The 18,515-nt window shown below is 58.8% G+C and carries 17 protein-coding genes, 1 tRNA gene and 1 other RNA gene; 8 read left to right on the forward strand and 11 right to left on the reverse strand.

All coding sequences use genetic code 11. From position 1 onward, the window contains the following. Nucleotides 1-9 precede the first annotated feature (9 nt). The 3 genes from QBL02_RS12010 to aceE form a co-directional block, all read right to left on the reverse strand. Nucleotides 10-930 (reverse strand): ACP S-malonyltransferase, encoded by a 921-nt coding sequence (locus QBL02_RS12010; protein WP_282726665.1) that lies wholly within the window; start codon nt 928-930, stop codon nt 10-12. Between the two features lie 403 nt (nt 931-1,333). Further along, on the reverse strand, nt 1,334-2,530 hold the full coding sequence (locus QBL02_RS12015) for a helix-turn-helix domain-containing protein (protein ID WP_282726666.1): 1,197 nt from the start codon (nt 2,528-2,530) through the stop codon (nt 1,334-1,336). Between the two features lie 29 nt (nt 2,531-2,559). Beyond that, nucleotides 2,560-5,286: a pyruvate dehydrogenase (acetyl-transferring), homodimeric type gene (gene aceE, locus QBL02_RS12020; RefSeq protein ID WP_282726667.1), complete on the reverse strand. Its 2,727-nt coding sequence runs from the start codon at nt 5,284-5,286 to the stop codon at nt 2,560-2,562. A gap of 269 nt (nt 5,287-5,555) precedes the next feature. Here aceE and QBL02_RS12025 point away from each other — a divergent pair, with 269 nt between their 5' ends. The 4 genes from QBL02_RS12025 to QBL02_RS12040 all read left to right on the forward strand — a co-directional run bounded on the left by QBL02_RS12025 (nt 5,556) and on the right by QBL02_RS12040 (nt 7,750). Continuing rightward, on the forward strand, nt 5,556-6,014 hold the full coding sequence (locus QBL02_RS12025) for a peroxiredoxin (protein ID WP_282726668.1): 459 nt from the start codon (nt 5,556-5,558) through the stop codon (nt 6,012-6,014). 120 nt (nt 6,015-6,134) lie between these two features. Beyond that, nucleotides 6,135-6,210, forward strand: a tRNA-Val gene (locus tag QBL02_RS12030). 122 nt (nt 6,211-6,332) lie between these two features. Beyond that, complete coding sequence (locus tag QBL02_RS12035) at nt 6,333-6,911, forward strand: thymidine kinase (RefSeq protein ID WP_282726669.1); 579 nt, start codon at nt 6,333-6,335, stop codon at nt 6,909-6,911. A 38-nt stretch (nt 6,912-6,949) separates the two neighbouring features. Beyond that, nucleotides 6,950-7,750, forward strand: coding sequence for a thioesterase family protein (locus QBL02_RS12040; RefSeq protein ID WP_282726670.1), 801 nt, complete (start codon nt 6,950-6,952; stop codon nt 7,748-7,750). Nucleotides 7,751-7,766: 16 nt separating this feature from the next. On the opposite strand, the gene QBL02_RS12045 is transcribed toward QBL02_RS12040, so the two are convergent. The 6 genes from QBL02_RS12045 to QBL02_RS12070 form a co-directional block, all read right to left on the reverse strand. After that, complete coding sequence (locus QBL02_RS12045; protein WP_282726671.1) at nt 7,767-8,471, reverse strand: aspartate/glutamate racemase family protein; 705 nt, start codon at nt 8,469-8,471, stop codon at nt 7,767-7,769. Then, nucleotides 8,471-9,988 carry an MFS transporter gene (locus tag QBL02_RS12050; protein ID WP_282726672.1) on the reverse strand — a complete coding sequence of 506 codons (1,518 nt, stop codon included), beginning with the start codon at nt 9,986-9,988 and terminating at the stop codon, nt 8,471-8,473. The genes QBL02_RS12045 and QBL02_RS12050 overlap by 1 nt, the downstream gene beginning before the upstream one ends. After that, nucleotides 9,985-11,328 (reverse strand): M20/M25/M40 family metallo-hydrolase, encoded by a 1,344-nt coding sequence (locus QBL02_RS12055; RefSeq protein ID WP_282726673.1) that lies wholly within the window; start codon nt 11,326-11,328, stop codon nt 9,985-9,987. Before QBL02_RS12055 ends, QBL02_RS12050 begins: the two co-directional genes overlap by 4 nt. Before the next feature lie 86 nt (nt 11,329-11,414). Next, on the reverse strand, nt 11,415-11,993 hold the full coding sequence (locus QBL02_RS12060) for a hypothetical protein (protein WP_282726674.1): 579 nt from the start codon (nt 11,991-11,993) through the stop codon (nt 11,415-11,417). Between the two features lie 125 nt (nt 11,994-12,118). Next, a complete protein-coding gene (locus QBL02_RS12065; protein ID WP_282726675.1) occupies nt 12,119-12,967 on the reverse strand; it encodes a universal stress protein in 849 nt (282 codons plus the stop codon). A 38-nt stretch (nt 12,968-13,005) separates the two neighbouring features. Beyond that, nucleotides 13,006-14,445 (reverse strand): glyceraldehyde-3-phosphate dehydrogenase, encoded by a 1,440-nt coding sequence (locus tag QBL02_RS12070; protein ID WP_282726676.1) that lies wholly within the window; start codon nt 14,443-14,445, stop codon nt 13,006-13,008. Between the two features lie 118 nt (nt 14,446-14,563). On the opposite strand from QBL02_RS12070, the gene QBL02_RS12075 reads away from it, so the two are divergent. Next, nucleotides 14,564-15,391, forward strand: a complete 828-nt coding sequence (locus QBL02_RS12075) for a Nif3-like dinuclear metal center hexameric protein (protein WP_282726677.1) — start codon at nt 14,564-14,566, stop codon at nt 15,389-15,391. Further along, on the forward strand, nt 15,388-16,122 hold the full coding sequence (locus tag QBL02_RS12080) for a hypothetical protein (RefSeq protein ID WP_282726678.1): 735 nt from the start codon (nt 15,388-15,390) through the stop codon (nt 16,120-16,122). Before QBL02_RS12075 ends, QBL02_RS12080 begins: the two co-directional genes overlap by 4 nt. A gap of 49 nt (nt 16,123-16,171) precedes the next feature. On the opposite strand, the gene rnpB is transcribed toward QBL02_RS12080, so the two are convergent. After that, nucleotides 16,172-16,548, reverse strand: an RNA gene (rnpB, locus tag QBL02_RS12085) — RNase P RNA component class A. Between the two features lie 100 nt (nt 16,549-16,648). Here rnpB and QBL02_RS12090 point away from each other — a divergent pair. After that, on the forward strand, nt 16,649-17,290 hold the full coding sequence (locus QBL02_RS12090; protein ID WP_282726679.1) for an NAD(P)H-binding protein: 642 nt from the start codon (nt 16,649-16,651) through the stop codon (nt 17,288-17,290). A 76-nt stretch (nt 17,291-17,366) separates the two neighbouring features. Here QBL02_RS12090 and map read toward each other — a convergent pair whose 3' ends face one another. After that, entirely contained in the window at nt 17,367-18,236 is an 870-nt protein-coding gene (map, locus tag QBL02_RS12095) for a type I methionyl aminopeptidase (protein ID WP_282726680.1), read from the reverse strand. 42 nt (nt 18,237-18,278) lie between these two features. On the opposite strand from map, the gene QBL02_RS12100 reads away from it, so the two are divergent. Then, nucleotides 18,279-18,482 carry a methionine aminopeptidase gene (locus QBL02_RS12100; RefSeq protein WP_282726681.1) on the forward strand — a complete coding sequence of 68 codons (204 nt, stop codon included), beginning with the start codon at nt 18,279-18,281 and terminating at the stop codon, nt 18,480-18,482. The last annotated feature ends 33 nt before the right edge of the window (nt 18,483-18,515 follow it).

Below are 18,515 nucleotides of genomic sequence, written 5' to 3' on the forward strand. Positions count from 1 at the left end.
CTGCGCCGATTAGGCGTTTGCGTTCGTAATAAGTTCTACCGCTGCATCAAGGTCTGCGGGAGACTTCACGGCGACGCTTGGTACGCCCTTGAGTCCGCGCTTTGCGATGCCGGTCAGCGCGCCAGCGGGGGTGAGCTCAATCAGGCCGGTGATGCCGGCTGTCTGGAAGCCCTCCATGCAGGCGTCCCATCGGACCGGGTTTGCGATTTGTGAAACGAGAAGCTCAACGAAGCGTGCGCCGTTGTCTACAAGGCTGCCGTCTGCGTTTGTCCAGAGGGTGCGCGTTGGGTTTGCCGTGGTCACTTGGCTTGCGGCCTCGTTCAATACTGGCACTGCGCTCGACATGTACTCGGTATGGAAGGCGCCAGCTACCTGAAGTGGGATCACGCGAGCTGCTCGGGGAGCGTTCTCTGCGAGTGCTGCCAGCGCTGGAAGCGATCCTGCAGCGACAATTTGGCCGCCACCGTTTCGGTTGGCCGGAGTGAGGCCCTGCGCAGCGATTGCCGCGAGCACGTCTGCCTCAACGCCGCCAACAACAGCGCTCATGCCAGTTTGCTTTCGGGTCGCTGCTTCGGCCATTGCGCGCCCGCGAACGCCAACCAGTTGCAGGGCGTCACCCTCGGTGAGCACGCCTGCTGCCGCAGCGGCAGCAAACTCGCCAACTGAGTGACCGGCAACGCCGACACTATCTAGCGAAACCCGTTCGCCAAGTGCCCGCCAAGCCAGCAGGCTCGCAGCAACAATCAGTGGCTGAGCAATGCTGGTGTCTCGGATCGTGTCAGCGTCGCTCGTGGTGCCGTGTGCAACCAGGTCAACGCCAGCGCGCTCAGAGGCCAGAGCCAAGAACTCTGCGGCTGAAGAGTCTTCAAGCCACTCGGTCAAAAAGCCTGGGGTTTGGGAGCCCTGTCCAGGGCAAGCGATAACAATCACGTCTTACAGTCTCTCAGATGGTCGAATGCTGAACTGCATATAAAGAACGAGAAAAACTCGAATTCGTTGTGGATAGACACTAAAAATAGCGCAAGAAATGAGGGATTCGGGGATTTCGAGCGAGCGTTGTGGAAGTGAGTAAAAACTCAATTGACACTCAGATCGGGTTCAAGAGCTTCGGCGTCCCTGTATCGGCAACACCGCTTGCATCTCAGAACGACGGTGTAAGTTCCCATATTCGTCTTCTTTTGATTCTTGTGAGAAACAAAAGCTCACTTCTTGGACGCAGATTTTCTGTTTATTTTTAGTCCGTTGGCGGCTTGTGAGCTACCAACTCTCACTTCTTAGTCGACACTTTGCGTATTCATTTTTAGCCCTTTCGTGGCTGGTGAGCCGTGAAAGCCTATTTTTTTGACGCAGACGACTTTCTGCGTCCATTTTGCGCAATGGAGCCGACGATCAGGGCGGACTGCACGATCAGCGCTTCGCGCGCACCAGTCGGATTCCAGCCAATGATTTCGCCGACTTTCTTCAAGCGATAGCGCACGGTATTTGGGTGCACAAAAAGCTCGCGAGCAGTCGCCTCGAGAGAACGACCATTATCGACGTAGCACCAAATTGTTTCGAGCAACTCGCCAGACTGCTCCATCAGAGGCTCGTAGACCTGCTCAATCAAACTGCGACGAGCGAGACCGTCGCCTGCGAGAGCGCGCTCAGGCAGGAGATCATCTGCGAGCACCGGCCGGGTTGCGCCGCGCCATGATCGCGCAACAGCTATGCCAGCGAGAGCGGCGCGTGCGCTGCGCGAGGCCTCAACGAGGTTCTCAACGGTCGGGCCGAGTACCAACGGGCCAGCAGCAAAGTGAGCGTCAAGGCGGCTCGCAATGCTGATGAAGGGGAGCGGTTCGTTGCTGCTCGAAATCTCTTTAGGATCAAGCTGCATGCGGCCGAGCACCAGCACCAGGCGATTGCCCTGCAAACCAATCAGCACATCGGCGCCGGCATGGCGCGCGGTGCGCCTGATCTGATCGACATCAACGGCACGATCACTCGTGCCAACCAGCACGGCTGCCTCGCCGCCACCGTTCCAGCCAAGAGCTGCAATGCGGCTGGGCAGCTCGTCGTCGCTTTCTCCGGTAAGGATCGAGTCAACGACGAGCGCCTCAAGCCTGGCGTCCCAGAGCCCTCGGGCTTCTGCTGCGCGTGCGTAAACATCGGCGGCAGCAAAAGCCACATCACGGGAGTAGTGGAGCACTGCCTCGCGAAGCGCCTCGCTCCGCGGAGCCACGCGATCCTCGACCACGGTCACCACGACCCGGATCAGCTGGAGCGTTTCCTGCAAACTAATGCTGCGCAGTAGCTCACGAGGAGCCGCGCTGAAAACGTCACTTGCGATCCAGGGCGTGGTGGTTGGGTCTTCGTACCACTGGATGAACGAACTGATACCACTTTGAGCCACTAGCCCGATCGCGCTACGCCGCCCGGGCGGCATTTCGCTGTACCAGGGCAGCGTCTCTTCGAGACGTGTGATCGTTGTGGTGGCCAGCTCACCAGCTATTGTTCGTAGCCAAGCGAGCTCGCGCTCCTTCGTCGGTTCCATCCGTGCTCCGTTGCCTTCAAATTGTCAGATTAAGCGTCTCCGCCAGCACCACCCGTAGTGCCGGCATTGACGTCGCGAAGACGGTACTTCTCTGCGGCCTGACGAGGCACCGAAGCATCGATCTTTCCCTGTGCGGCGAGACGCTGCAGCACGCGCACCACTACCGATTCGCGGTCGATTGCGAAGTAGCGGCGTGCAGCTGCACGGGTATCGCTAAAGCCGAATCCATCAGCCCCAAGCACCGAGTAGTCGCCCGGAACAAACTGTCTGATCTGATCGGGAACGTCGCTTGCCCAATCGCTGACAGCCACCACAGGGCCCTCTGATCCAGCGAGCTTAGAAGTCAGGTATGGAACCTGAACATCTTCTTCTGGATACAGGAAGTTGTGGCGTTCCGCGGCGAGACCGTCACGGCGCAGTTCGCTCCATGAAGTGACGCTCCAGACATCTGCAGCCACACCCCACTCATTGGCCAGCAACTCTTGGGCTTCGATAGCCCAAGGCACTGCAACGCCAGAAGCGAAGATCTGTGCAGGGATACCGGTCGATGCGGCGGCCTTGATGCGGTGGATACCGCGTACGATACCGTCAACGTCGGTGCCTTCTGGCTCGGCTGGGTGAATCAGTGGTTCGTTGTACACGGTCATGTAGTACATGACGTTCGGATCTGGGTGATTGCCACCGTACATACGCTCGATACCGCTGCGCACAATGTGACCGACCTCGAAACCGTACGCTGGATCGTAAGAAACGACAGCTGGGTTCGTGTTCGAGAGCACAAGCGAGTGGCCGTCTGCGTGCTGCAGGCCTTCGCCGGTGAGCGTGGTGCGGCCCGCAGTTGCGCCGATCATAAAGCCTCGGGCCATCTGATCGCCGGCCGCCCAAATCGCATCACCCGTGCGCTGGAACCCGAACATCGAGTAGAAGATGTAGATCGGGATCAGCGGCTGTCCGTGAGTCGCGTATGAGGTGCCAACAGCGGTGAACGCTGCGGCCGCGCCGGCCTCGTTGATGCCGACGTGAATCAGCACACCCTGCGGGCTCTCCTTGTAGGCAAGAAGCAGTTCGCGGTCAACCGAAGTGTAGTTCTGGCCGTGCGGGTTATAAATCTTCGAGGTAGGGAAGTAGCTATCCATACCGAAGGTTCGCGCCTCGTCAGGGATGATCGGCACAAAGCGCGCACCGAAGCCCTTGTCACGCATGAGGTCTTTCAGCAGGCGTACGAAGACCATCGTGGTAGCAGCCTCTTGCGTGCCCGTACCCTTCGCCGCAATGGCGTAGTTCTTGGCCTCTGGCAACGTCACAGGAACGTGATTCGTGCGACGCTCCGGCAGGTAGCCGCCAAGACTCTTGCGGCGCTCGTGCATGTACTTGATCGCTGGATCGTCTGCACCCGGGTGGTAGTACGGTGGGCGGTACGGATCAGCCTCGAGCTGCTCATCGGTGATCGGAACACGCATGATGTCGCGGAAGCGCTTGAGGTCTTCAAGCGTCATCTTCTTCATCTGGTGTGTCGCGTTGCGGCCCTCAAAGTGCGGGCCGAGACCGTAGCCCTTGACAGTCTTCGCAAGAATGACGGTTGGGCGGCCCTTGTGCTCGGTCGCTGCCTTGTACGCCGCGTAGACCTTGCGGTAGTCGTGGCCGCCGCGGCGCAGCTGCCAGATCTGCTCGTCGGTGTAGTTCTCGACGAGGCTGAGCGCGCGCTCGTCTTTGCCGAAGAAGTGGTTGCGCACAAATGCGCCACTCTCTGCCTTGTATGTCTGGTAGTCACCATCTGGCGTGGTGTTCATGACGTTGAGCAGTGCGCCGCTGCTATCGCGGTTCAATAGTTCGTCCCACTCGCGACCCCAGATGACCTTGATCACATTCCAGCCCGCGCCACGGAAGTAGCTCTCGAGCTCCTGAATGATCTTGCCGTTGCCACGAACCGGGCCGTCAAGACGCTGCAGGTTGCAGTTGATGACGAAAGTCAGGTTGTCGAGACCCTCGTTGGCAGCAACCTGGAGCTGGCCACGGCTTTCGACCTCGTCCATTTCGCCGTCGCCAAGGAACGCCCAAACGTGCTGGTCAGATGCGTCCTTGATGCCGCGGTTGGTGAGGTACTTGTTGAGCTGCGCCTGGTAGATCGCGTTGATTGGGCCAAGACCCATCGACACGGTTGGAAACTGCCAGAAATCAGGCAGCAGACGTGGGTGCGGGTAGCTTGGCAGACTGCCGCCCTCGTGCGAGTGTTCCTGGCGGAAGCCGTCGAGGTCGTTTTCGTCGAGACGCCCCTCAAGGAAAGCACGGGCGTAAACACCCGGTGAAGCGTGACCCTGAATGAAGATTTGGTCGCCGCCGCCTGGGTGATCCTGGCCGCGGAAGAAGTGGTTGAAGCCAACCTCGTACAGCGATGCTGCCGAAGCGTAAGTCGAAATGTGGCCGCCTACGCCAATGCCTGGGCGCTGTGCGCGGTGCACGGTAACGGCGGCGTTCCAGCGAATCCAGCGACGGTAGTTGCGCTCGAGTTCTTCGTTGCCGGGGAACTCGGTTTCATCAGCAGAAGCAATCGTATTGACGTAGTCAGTCGTTGGTACCTGCGGAACGTTCAATCGCAGTTGTCGGCTTCGCGCCAGCATGCTGGTCATGATTTCACGACCGCGGGCTGCGCCTCGCTCTTCTACGACCGCATCAAGCGATTCGACCCATTCGCCGGTTTCGGCTGGATCGATATCGTCGCTTTCTGGTGCGTACGGATCCTCTGTGTTCACAGCCAAGATAATGCTCCTTCACGAGTTTCGTATCGACCGTGATTCTGGCGACACGAACAGGACCCCTCCGATAAGGGGGGCCAACCTCAAGACTATCGAATACCAACGACAAAACTGCATGTATCACCGTGACGATCTGTTGGGCATATCCAATTCACGCGCGGGGAATGCCGCTTTTCCCAAGAAAAATCAGCTAGCTGCGTAGTTTCTGAAGATCCCGACCGGAGGCATGTCCCTCACGATAGATTAAAAACCACACAGAAGAAGGAGTCAGAATGGTTATTCAGGTTGGCGAAATTGCGCCCGATTTCACGCTTTCGGATCAGCACGGTGAAGAGCTGACACTTTCGGAGCTCGTAAGCGAGCAGCCGGTTGCTCTGGTGTTCTTCCCGCTTGCGTTCTCGGGCATCTGCACGGGTGAGCTTTGCGAGCTCCGCGACAACCTCGCGGTTTTCTCAAATGCCAAGGTGCGAGTTGTCGGAATCTCGGTTGACTCGGTCTTCTCGCTGAAGGTCTGGGCCGAGAAGGAAGGCTACGAATTCTCGATCCTTTCTGACTTCTGGCCACACGGCGCAGTCGCAAGCCAATACGGCGCATTTATCGAAGAACGCGGTATCGCGACACGCGCAACGGTAATTATTGGCGAGGATCGCAAGGTTCTCGCTTCATTTGAGACGTCGCCAGGCGAAGCGCGCGATTTCTCGGCGTATCGCGCGGCTGTTGAAGCCCTCTAAGTAGGTGATTTTTGACTCGGTTTGATTGAAGTGGTCAAACCGAGTCAAAAAACCCGCTAGAGTTATACAAGTCCGAGCGGCACAGCTTCGAAATCACTTCGAAACAAGCCCACGGGCAGGGGGCCTTTAGCTCAGCTGGTAGAGCGCCACGTTTACACCGTGGATGTCATCGGTTCGATCCCGGTAGGGCCCACCACATTACCCCCGTCAGGAAACTGGCGGGGGTTTCCTGTTTCCCCGAAAACTCGGCCAAGGACCCCCGCGGTGAAACTCGTGGAAGGGTTGGGATCGCCAATCACCGCCCGGTATCTTTTATATATGGCCAAACTCCACTTCCGATATGCGGCAATGAACGCGGGCAAAAGCACCGCTCTGCTGCAGGTTGCACACAACTATGACAGCCTCGGCAAGCGCATGATGCTCGTTAAACCGTCAGTAGATCTCAAGGGCGGCGATCGGATCGTGTCACGCCTGGGTGTGGAGCGACCAGTTGATTTTCTTTGGGCCGATGGCGAACCGCTGAACGTCACAAAGGCCGACTACGACGTGATCCTCGTCGATGAGGCGCAGTTTCTTTCGCCACGCCAGGCAAACGATTTGCTCGATGTTGCAGTGCGAGTTGGCGTGACGGTTATCGCTTACGGATTGCGCACCGATTTCCGTGGCGATAGCTTTCCTGGTGCGGCACGATTGCTAACCGTCGCGCACGAGATCGAAGAAATTCGTACACTTTGCGCCTGCGGCTCGAAAGCGACCATGAATCTGCGCAGTATCAACGGTGTGCCGGTGTTTGCAGGTGACCAGGTCGCTATCGATGACGGCTCGGTGCAGTACGAATCGGTGTGTGCGGCCTGCCATCAGCGCTTTCGTGAAGAAGCTGGGGCGAGCTGGGACTAATACCCCAACTGTGCGAAGCACCCGATAAGCTCGAATTCATGAGTGCTGCAACGCCGAACGCTTACTTCGTTTCATTGGGCGAGGATCGCTACATGCCGACCGCGCATGCTGGTGGAGCATGGCGCGACGACGAATTGCATCTTGCCCCTGTCGCGGGCCTTGTGATTCACCACCTTGAGCGCTGGCGTGAGCAGAACCTCGATGGTTCTCTGATCTTCAGTCGCTTCACCTTTGAGGTGCTTGGGCAGATAGCTCGGGAAGAAATCTCGATCAGCACTGAGGTTGTCCGCCCGGGCCGCACAATCGAACTGGTTGAAGCCACCGCGGTGATTGGTGGTCGTGTCACGATTCGTGCGCGCGCCTGGCTGCTGCAGAAATCAGATACTGCCGACGTAGCGGGTCATGAATTTGCGGCGATGCCCTCGATCGACGAGTGTGCCGAAGATTCAACGCTCATGGAGTGGCCTGGCGGGTTCATCGCGAGTATTACTGCACATCAGGCCCCGGGTCGACGCCCAGGGCGGGCGCGTGCCTGGATCGTGTCTGAGCATGCGCTTGTTGAGGGGGAAGCAGCTCAGCCGCTCGCCGAATACACCAAGCTGCTCGACACCGCGAACGGAGTCGCGGTACGACAGGAGCCCACCGATTGGATGTTCCCGAACGTCGATCTCACTCTGCATTTCTTCGCTGAGCCAAGCGGCACCGCTGTAGGTCTCGATACGCGAGTTGCTTTTGGCTCGCAGGGTGTTGGGCTCACGAACAGTGTCATGCACGACGCCAACGGACCAGTGGGTACGATTATGCAGTCAACTACCTTGCGGCGAGTGCCAAAGGCCTAAGCTGCTCTCTGCGGGTTTATTTCAGCGCGAACTCGACTGCTGCTTCTGCGTGCAGGCGCGCCGTTGGGAAGACCGGCACGGGGCTATCTGACTGACTCACCAACAATTCGAGTTCTGTGCAGCCCAGAATGATTCCCTGGGCGCCCTCTTTGACAAGGGTGGCGATGATTTCTCGAAGCTCATTTCGTGTGTCTTCACTGCAAATGCCGAGAGCAAGCTCATGAAAGATCGCGTCGTGCACGGTTTTGCGATCCAGTGGCTCTGGCACAATGACCTCGACGCCGTGAGAAGCAATTCGATCGCGATAGAACGCCTTCTCCATGGTGAAAGCGGTGCCGAGCAATCCGACCTTCTTCAAGCCGTCTGCGCGAATTGCCTGACCAGTAACGTCGCCAATGTGCAAGGTCGGAACCTGAACCGCGGCTTGCACTTCATCAAAAACCAAGTGCATGGTGTTGGTGCAAATCAGGATGACCTCTGCGCCTGCCCGCTCAAGTTCGGCGGCGGTGCGGCTCAAAATGATGGCCGCATCGGCCCAGCGACCCGCACTCTGTAGCTCACTGATTTCTTGAAAATCTAGCGATGCCAGCAGAATGCGGGCGCTGTGCAGAGCGCCGAGGCGGTCACGAACTGTTTCGTTGGCAATGCGGTAGTAACTGGCGGTTGACTCCCAAGTCATGCCGCCGATCATGCCAATCGTTTTGAGGCTGGTGGTAGTCACTAGGCCCCGGCTCCGCTAGAGAGTCCGGCAGTAAGCGGAGCCTGATCAGTGAACGACTGTTTTGGCACAAAGAACAACAGCACCGCAGCCGCAAGCGCGGTGACGCCACAAACGGTCCATACTGTGATGTACCCCGAAAGCGAGCCAGCGGTGCCTTCGGAGGCAGCAGCCCCGCCAGCGACAGCTTCGGTAACTCCGTGCATTAGCGCGATACCGAAGATTGCTGAGGCGATTGCGCCGCCGACAGTTTTTACAGAGTTTGTGAGGCCGGTTGCCACGCCTGTCTGGGTTGCCGGAGCCGCTGAGGCCGCCGCCGCGGGCAAGGCCGCGACGAGTGCGCCAGAGCCGATACCTGCGATAAACATATTGGTGATCACTTGCAGGTAGCTGTCGTGGAAGGGCAAGAAGAGCAAGTAGCCGATACCGACCAGTGCGGCCGCGCAGATCAGGGTGATTCGCGGCGACAGCCATCGCGAGAACTTCGGGAAGAGCAGCGCGCCGCTAATCATGCCGACGAGGTAGAGGCCGATGATCAGCGAAGTGGCGAATCCTGAGGTGCCGAGCCCATATCCGTAGGTTTCGGGATCGGTGCGCGCAAAGGTCGACAGGGGAGCCTGCGCACCAAGCACACTCACCCCGAACAGGCCAGCGGTCAGAAACACGGGGGCCAGCGCTGGCGATCGGAACATACGCACATCAATGAGCGGATCATGATGCCGCAGTTCGTAGAGCGCAAACGGAATCACAAGTAGCACGCCGAGCGCGGTTACTGACCAGGCCAGCGGATCGGCTGCTCCGTTCAGGCGCAGCAGGCTGAGGCCACCGGTGAACGCGATCAGGGCAATCGAAATGAGCGAGAGACCAACGAGGTCAAGTTTGCCACCTGACTGCTGCTTTGACTCTTGCACGCCGAACTGAATCACGAAGTAACACGCCACTACGAGGAGTGCTGGTACCAGCAGCACTATCCAGAGCGGCAGCATGTCGATGAGCTGGCCGCCTAGCAGCGCGCCGATGATGGCGCCTGCCTCAAGCATGGCGACCAGAATGCCTGCAGCACGCGCCGTGAGCAGCGAGCTGCCTTCTTTGCCGTGGGTGCGCGACCAGATAATGGCAACTTCGAGTGGCAGCCAAACAACGTAGAAGCCCTGCAATGCCCACGCAACCAAAAAGACTGCAAAAGAGTCCGTAAACGGTAGCGCTAGCGAGGCGATGGCGGTGAGCGCTGTCGACCAGAGCAGCATTCTCTTGTGGCCATACATGTCACCGAGTTTTGCGAAGGCCGGCACGACGAGCGCTGAAAGCATGAGCTGGGTGCCCTCAAGCCAGTTGACGTCGGCGTCGTGGATACCGAGATGCCTCGCGATGTCGGTGAGCATGGGCGTGTAGTAGCCCTGCAGCACGCCGCTCGTGAACTCTACAAACGCGAGAAAGCCGACTACGCCAGCGAGTGCGCCTAGGCGAACCTTGGTGCGTGAGGAAGTCTTTTCGTTCGCCATTGAACTAGATGAACTCATGCCGGGAGCCTCTCAATGAGTGTTCGGTGAAACAGTTCGCCGCGTTCGAGTTCGCTGATCGCAACTCGTTCGTCGATGCCGTGGATCGCTCCGCGCTGTTTTGCATCCATCAGGAGTGGGGCGAATCGGTAGGTCGCGGGGAAGAAACGGTGGAAGTAGCGCGAGTCGGTGGCTGCCATGGTTACGTATGGCACCGTTACTGCTTCTGGATGCGAGGACCGCACTGCCTCAGCGATCAGTTGAAACTGCGGGCCTGAACTTGATGATTCGGGCGATGCATCATTGCCCTCAAGCACTTCGATGGTGATCTCATCGTCGTTGATCTTCTTGCGCAGGGTTTCGACCGTGCTTTCGACGGTCTCGCCAAGTGCAAGTCTCAGGTTCACTGTTGCGCTGGCCTGTGATGGCAGCACGTTGTTGGCGGTGCCACCGTTGAGGCGTGTTGGGGCGATGGTTGTGCGAACCATGGCTGCGGCTTCGCCGCCGAGCGCCGCAAAGACGCGTGCGTTCAGCCACGGCCAGGCGGAGAGCATGGGGTAGAGCACTTTGCCGAGGCCTCTGCTGCGTTTCGAGAAGATTCCGAGCATGCGTGGGATCGCTTCCGGCGTGCGCGCATAAAAGGTATTTGGCGTCAGCCGGTTCACTGCGCGTGACACTCGGCCAACTGCCGTGAGTGGTGGCGGCACGGAAGCGTGCCCGCCTTCGCTTCGCGCGGTGAGCTGAACGGTGGCGATGCCTTTCTCTCCGACTCCTACCATTGCAGCTGCCCCGGTAACGAAGGGGAGCGGTGCGTCGGTTACTGCGCCGCCTTCGTCGATGATGATCCAGGGGGAAATGCCGCGTGCGTGTAGGGTTTCGGCGATCTGTTCAGCAGCATCGCCGAAGGTTTCTTCATTGCCGCCGAATGAGAGGTACACGTCTCTGGCCGGAGTGAACTCGGCGGCGAGGAGGTTCTCAACCGCATCGAGCACGATCACCATTGGCCCTTTGTCGTCGAGTGCGCCTCGACCATAAACGAAGCCGCCGTCGATGCGGCCTTCGAATGGAGGGAAAGTCCAGGGGTCGCTTTCGTCAACTGGTACGACGTCGTAGTGGGCCATCAGAACTGCTGGGTCTGCCTGCGAGTCCTTGCCTGACCATTTGTAGAGCAGTCCAAAGTCAGTGATTCGTTCCCGAGCGAGGTGCTGGTGCACGAGCGGGTACTGTTCTTCGATCAGGCTTACGAACGCTTCGAATGGTTCTTTGCCCCGCGTCTCAAGCTCGGCCGAGACTGTTGGTAGCTGGATCATCTGCGAGAGGCGAGATGAGATCCCCGGGCGGGGGGTTACGATCTGGGTCATGCACTGATCGTAGTGAGTTTTCTTCCCCCGGGGCTACCTGGTTGAGTTGGATTTGTGTAGGTGCGGCAAAAGCCGACGTTGTCTTGCTAAACGGTTGCAGCTTCTACCCAAGCGGGCAGCATGTCGTGCAACTGTGTTTCGATCTCTTCGAACGAAGCGGGCTTCTCGCTGCGGAGCCACGTCACGATGCAGGCGAGGTGGCCTGAAGCGAGGTGAACCGCTGCAAATTCTGCGCTTACGTGGGTTGGTGCTTGCTTGGCAATGATGGGAGTCCATGCGTTGGCGATGATCTCGCAAACTTCCCATTCAGCGCTGACCGCTGCACTGCTCCCGAGAACAGCCGCGTACAGGTAACGCTTGCTGTTGAACTCGGTGAGCAGTGTGGTGGTGGCTTCTGCCAATGTCTGGGGCTGTTCCAGTAGTTCAGAGGCGGGGGAGCTTTGCTCGTAAAATTCACGGAACAGTTGAACGGCTACGTTGCCGATGTCGGTGAACTGCGAGTAGAAACTGCTTCTGCTCAAGCTGGCTTCTGAAACGACCTGCGAGACGCTCAGCTCCTTACCCTCACGGCCAAGTCTTTCGATGGCAGAGAGGATTGCGGCGCGTGTGCGAGCAGGGCGAGGATCAGGTGCCCGGGTTGAACTCGGTGCTGCTTTATATATCACTCTATCGAGTTTAGCGATAGCAAACTAGAGATTACCTGTGAGTGAAGGTAGTAGTACCGGTGCTCAAAATATAGATTACATACAATTGCATACCATTTGAAATGGATTCAACTGTATGAATTGTACTAAGCGCGTGTCACGATCGTGTTTCGCGGCAGCGCCTGTAGCACGCCGTGACTTACCGATCCAAGCAACAGGCGGGAGAGTCCACCGCGACCGCGGCTGCCGACCACAATCGTGTCAGCGTCCTCGGCGACCTGAAGCAGGGCAGCCACCGGTGGAGCCTGCACAATGCGGCGCTCGATCACGAGATCGGGGTAGCGGCCAGCGAGACCAGCTGTGCCGATCGCAATTGCTTCTTCGGCTGAAGCGCGCTGCGACTCAACGAGCTCCTCGCTCCAGAGGTACTCAAGACCTGGGGTCAGCGGAGGCATCCAGGCATAGACAGCAATCATCGGCACTCCGCGCGAAGAAGCCTCTTCGGCAGCAAAGGCAATCGCTTTCTTCGCAGCCTCACTCCCGTCGACACCAACAACCACCGCTGGCTTAGGCTCGCCAACGGTCTCCGCAGGAATTACGGCAACTGGGCAGTGTGAGACTGCCGCAATCTTTACCGCACGAGTGCCAAAGAGCGATCCAGCGAACTTGCCACCGGTGTGTGCACCAAGCACAACAAGGTCGGCATTCTTTGAAAGCTCTTCAACCTCAACGATCGGGTGCCCAACAACGGCAGTGCCCGAGATCTCTCCCGAGAATCCAGTGGAGCGTGCGTACTCCTTCTCTGCCATCAGCATTTGCTCGGCAGCTTGCTGAGCCTCACTGAGGAAGGCCACACTCTCGCTCAAGAACGAGTCATCGGCCACGTGGAGCAACTCAACGTGTGCTCCGGTTCTAGTAGCCCGGGCCAGTCCCCAGTCAAGCGCTGCCCGACTGTGCTCCGAACCGTCTACTCCGATGATGTACTTCTCGGCCATGGTGTTTCCTTCCTCAGTGAATGATCCGCAGTGGCAAATTAGGAATTGCGTACCGGCAGCTGCGCTGGGTGACTTCCTGAAAGCTGCTCAATAATACGAACAACCTGGCAGCTGTAACCGAACTCGTTGTCGTACCAGACATAAAGTACGGCGCTGTCGCCGGTCACGATAGTTGCGAGACCGTCAACGATGCCGGCGCGGTTCGAGCCAACAAAGTCGGTCGAAACGATCTCTGGCGACTCAACGTAGTCGATCTGAGTACGCAGAGCACCAGTCAGAGAGACCTGCTCAAGAAGTGAGTTAATCTCTTCGACAGTAACCTCGCGCTCGAACTGCAGATTGAGCACGGCCATCGACACGTCTGGCGTAGGAACGCGGATCGAGTTGCCGGTGAGCTTGCCTTCAAACTCAGGCAGCGCCTTCGCAACAGCCTTCGCTGCGCCGGTCTCGGTGAGCACCATGTTGAGTGCTGCCGAACGGCCGCGGCGATCGCCCTTGTGGAAGTTGTCGATCAGGTTCTGGTCGTTGGTGTAGGCGTGAACAGTCTCAACGTGACCACGCTTCACGCCGAAGGTGTCGTTCAGAACCTTCAGCACTGGGGTGATTGCGTTGGTGGTGCAAGAAGCAGCCGAGACGATGGTGTGGTCGTCGGTGATCTTGTCGTTGTTTACGCCGTAAACAACATTCAGCATGTCACCCTTGCCTGGAGCGGTAAGCAGCACGCGAGCAATGCCCTTGTTCTGCAGGTGCTGGCTCAGGCCCTCAGCGTCGCGCCAACGGCCAGTGTTGTCCACCAGAATCGCGTTTTCGATGCCGTACTCGGTGTAGTCAACGCTTGCTGGGTCGTCAGAGTAGATGACCTGGATGCGTACGCCGTTTGCGAGGATCGCGTTCTCCTCTTCAAGGACCTTGATGGTGCCGTTGAATGGACCGTGAACCGAATCGCGACGCAGCAGGTTAGCGCGCTTCATCAGATCGTTGTCTGAACCGCGACGAACAACGATCGCACGCAGGTTCAGAGTGTTGCCGCTGCCCGAGTGCTCAATGATGATGCGGGCGAGTAGGCGGCCGATGCGACCAAAGCCATAGAGCACAACATCGGTGCCAGTGCTTGGTGCTGCGTCAATAACTGGAGCGAGCTGCTCGCGCAGGTACGCCTCAAGATTGCTGCTGCCCGACTCGCGGAAGCCGTTTGCGAGCAGCGCAAGGTCAACCGAAACGGGGCCTGGCTGGATCGAAGCGAGCGCCTCAACGACTGCGCTTGACTCGCTCAGCGGAAGCTCAGCAGCGTCGATCTTGCGAGCAAAATCGTGTGCGCGAATGATGTCAATAGCGGAGCGGCCCACCAGGCTGCGTCCGTGCACCGACATGACAATGTCATGATCGCGGTAAAGCTGACCGATCTGCGGAATCATTTGCTCCGCAAGTTGCTGCTTGGTCTTCCACGCCTCAAGATAAGCGTCCGCGCGATGGTTCATGTGAACGGTAGGTTCCTTCCCTGGGAATCAGTCTTCTCGGCCTGCCCGCCGCCGCCTCATGGCTTAAATCATTATCTCATGCCAAGCTGCGAAAGCACGGTTCAGATAACCTCTGAATATGAGCGACTTTGTCTTGAAAGACCTCCGCCGTGTTGCCGAGCAGTTCTGGCCAGCCGAAACCGCCGAAAGCTGGGACCGGGTTGGCCTAGTCGCCGGTGATGATTCGGCGCCGCTGCGCAAGGTGTTGCTCGCTGTCGACGCCGTACGAGATACCGTCGCTGAAGCTGTTGGCTGGGAAGCAGACGCGCTGCTGACCCACCATCCGCTTTTGTTGCGGGGCGTGCACACAATCGCGGGGGATACCTCAAAAGGTGCGCTCCTCAGCACACTGATTCGTGGGAACTGCGCTCTGCTCGCCGCACACACAAACGCTGATGCGCCAGAGGGCGGCGTGAGCGATGTCATCGCCACAAAGTTCGGCCTGATCGAATCGGTACCACTGGTCGCAGGCTCGAATCCAGAAGCCGGAATAGGTCGGGTTGGCTTGCTCGACGCGCCAGTCTCGCTCGGCGAGTTTGCTGAGCGAATTGCTGCGGTGCTGCCGCAAACGGTTTCGGGAGTTCGAGTGGCGGGGGATCCCGCGCGCAAGATTCAACGTGTGGCTCTGTGTGGGGGAGCCGGCGACAGCCTGCTCGACCACCCTGCGGTGCGTGCAGCCGACGTGTATGTGACGAGCGACCTGCGGCATCACCCGGCACAGGAATCGATTGAACAGTCGATTGTGGCGGGCGGCCCGGCGTTGATTGATATCGCGCACTGGGCGGCAGAGTCGCTGTGGTTGGAGGGCGCTGCGGAGCGTCTTGCTGCAGAACTGCCCGGAGTCGAGTTTCGAGTGAGCACTCTGCGCACCGATCCCTGGAGCTTCGCAGTAGGCTGTGAAGCATGAAGGCCAGCCCACGCCAGCAGCGACTGCTGCTCGACCTGCAAGCACTAGACAACTCGCTCGCGCGACTGAAAAAACGCCGTGTGCAGTTGCCGCAACGCGCCGAACTCGCTGGCATGCAGGGTGAACTCACCGCTGCCAAAGAGGTCTTTATGGCAGCGCAGCGTGAACTCGACACGCAGAACGCCGATATTGAGCGGCTCGAAAGCGATATAGATGTGGTTCGCCAGCGTATTCAGCGTGACAACGAACTGAGCGCGGCAAGCCAGTCGGCAAAAGAGGCTCAGGCGCTGCAGACCGAGCTTGAGACCCTTGCCCGTCGCCAAAGCGCGCTCGAAGACCGTGAACTTGAGCTGATGGAAGCCAATGAGCTTTCGCAATCGGTGTATGACGCGGCCTCTGCTGCGCTGGCAAGTGTCGATCAACGGCGAGCTGACATTCAGAACGCAATCGCCGAAGCCGAGGCAGCGATTGATCGCGAACTCGCCGAGACCACGCGCGATCGCGCAGGCCTCGCGGCAGAACTGCAGCGTGACCTGCTTGAGCACTACGAAACCCTGCGCGCCCGTATTGGAATTGGTGCAGCGCGTCTTCGCGGCAAGATTTCTGAGGCAAGCAACATGGAGCTTGCACCGGCCGAGCTGACAGACATTCTCGCGGTTGCGCCCGACGAACTCGTGCACTGCCCGCAGAGCGGCGCGATTCTTGTGCGTGTTGAGGACGACGCGGCGTAAACAGCTGGCGGCGAGGTTGTCTCGGCCTCGCTTGGTGCGTGGAACTTAAGGAAACGGGCCGGCTGTACGCCGGGTTCTGTCCCAATTCGCAAGCGAATCAGTGACGGTCATCTCTCTCGACCTGCCGTTGCCGACAGGTTCTAGCAGCCCACCCGAAGACTCGGCGAGGAGCGTCATCGTCTTCTGTCTGGCCTTGCTGCGAACGAGGTTTACCTGGCCGCCCATGTCACCACAGGCGCCGGTGGTCTCTTACACCACCCTTTCACCCTTACCAGCGTTGGCAAGCCAATGCTGGCGGTCTACTCTCTGTTGCACTTTCTCGCGGGTTGCCCCGGGTGGGTGTTACCCACCGTTCTCCTCTGTGCAGCCCGGACGTTCCTCGGCGCGTGCACCTTAGTGCCGCGACGCGACCGCCCGCCGACCCGTTTCGACTCAATCCTAGCGCCCCCTTTCGCTCAGATATTCCCAGGAATAGGCTCAGGGGTAGTTCGGTTGCACCGACTGACACTCATAGAGGGGAACCATTATGGCTACGGTCACGATTATTGGCGCCGGCGGATATGCCGGATCACACATCGCTGAGGCAGCGGTGCAGCAGGACTTCGCAGTTCGCGGTTTTGCGCGCGGTGAGGTCGCCCAGCAGATTGCTGGGGTTGAGTACCAGCGCGGCTCGATTCAATCAGCAGCGGACCGCCAGCGAATGCTCGACGGTAGCGACGCAATCGTGGTGGCAATTTCGCCCCGCGGTGACATGCTTGGTGAGGTGCGCGCAGCGATTGCTGCACTCGCGAGTGAGGCAGCCGCTGCTGGAGTTCGCCTCGGCGTTATTGGTGGCGCTGGATCGCTCCACGTTTCAGAGGGCGGGCCCCTCGTGATCGATTCAGGCTTCCCTGAGGAGATCAAGCCAGAGGCAGCCGAGATGGGCGCTGTGCTCGACGATTTGCGAAACGGTTCGGCCGACCTCGACTGGTTCTTCGTGAGCCCTGCAGGCGGTTTCGGTGCCTACAATCCGGGCGAGTATCGAGGCGAATACCGGGTTGGCGGTGATGTGCTGCTGACCGATGAAAACGGCAACTCTGACATCAGCGGTGCTGACTTTGGAATCGCGATTGCAGACGAGCTGAGTAATCCGGCGCATCATCGTGCGCGCTTTACTGTCGCGTACTAGGCGCCCGGTCGCGTTAGCTGATCCAACGTAAAAAGAAGCCCCGCCGATGGACACGGCGGGGCTTCTTTTTGTGGATTTACTCGGAGAGTGTCAGAATTTCGACGCCCTGTTCGCGCACAACGATGGTGTGTTCGAACTGTGCTGTGAGGCTCTTGTCTCGGGTGGTGACTGTCCAGCCGTCTTCCCACATATCCCACTCGTGGGTGCCGAGCGTAAGCATCGGCTCGATGGTGAATACCATTCCAGGCTTGATGACGTCGTTGTAGCTTGGTGCCGAGTCGTAGTGCGGAATGATCAGGCCGGTGTGGAACGCCGCGCCAACACCGTGGCCTGTGAAGTCACGAACCACGCCATAACCGAAACGTTTGGCATAGGTTTCGATAACCCGCCCGATCACGTTCACCTCTCGGCCAGGTGCGACAGCCTTGATGCCACGCATGAGGGCCTGTTCGGTGCGCTGGATCAGCAGATCTGCTTCTTCTGAGACCTCGCCGACGCGGAATGTGCGGTTCAAATCGCCGTGGTATCCATCGAGGTATGCGGTGATATCGATGTTGATCAGGTCACCCTCGCGCAGCACCGTGTCGTCTGGAATGCCGTGGCAGATCACCTCGTTTACCGAGGTGCAGCATGACTTTGGGAAGCCGCGATAACCGAGTGTTGAAGGGTAGGCGCCCTGCGCGATCACATAGTCGTGGGCGATGCGATCCAACTCTCGTGTCGTAACGCCAGGGCGAATTGCTTCGGAGACCGCGTCGATAGCGCGCGAAGCGATCCGACCAGAGGTGCGAATCTTTTCGATTTCGTCTTCGGTGTAGGTGTTGTCGCCCTGATAGGCCGGGGGAGTCGCAAGGCCCACATACGGCGGTCGCACAATCTGTTGTGGAACCTCAAGCAGTGGTGAAATCTTGCCGGGAATTAGGTGTCCGTTTTGATCGAAGGGCATACGCTAAGTCTAGGAGTGCAGCCTGAGCGAGAGGACACTGAGATGTCGAAAAAAGACTGGGGTATCGAAGATTCGTCAGATACCTTCTGGTACAACACTCGAAGCGGGGAGGTTGAAGAGGGCCCGCAATCACTGTCGATAGATCGCCTTGGGCCATTTGTCTCGCGTGAAGAAGCCGCTCGAGCGCCGGAAATTATTGCGGAGCGCGCGCGTCGGATTCGCGAAGAAGACGAGCTCGAGGACTGAGCGGACCGCTGTATGGGGTGCCCGGATGTCGGG

Origin of the sequence: Leucobacter sp. UT-8R-CII-1-4 (assembly GCF_030010235.1) — a bacterium.
In the GTDB taxonomy this organism is placed as follows: domain Bacteria; phylum Actinomycetota; class Actinomycetes; order Actinomycetales; family Microbacteriaceae; genus Leucobacter.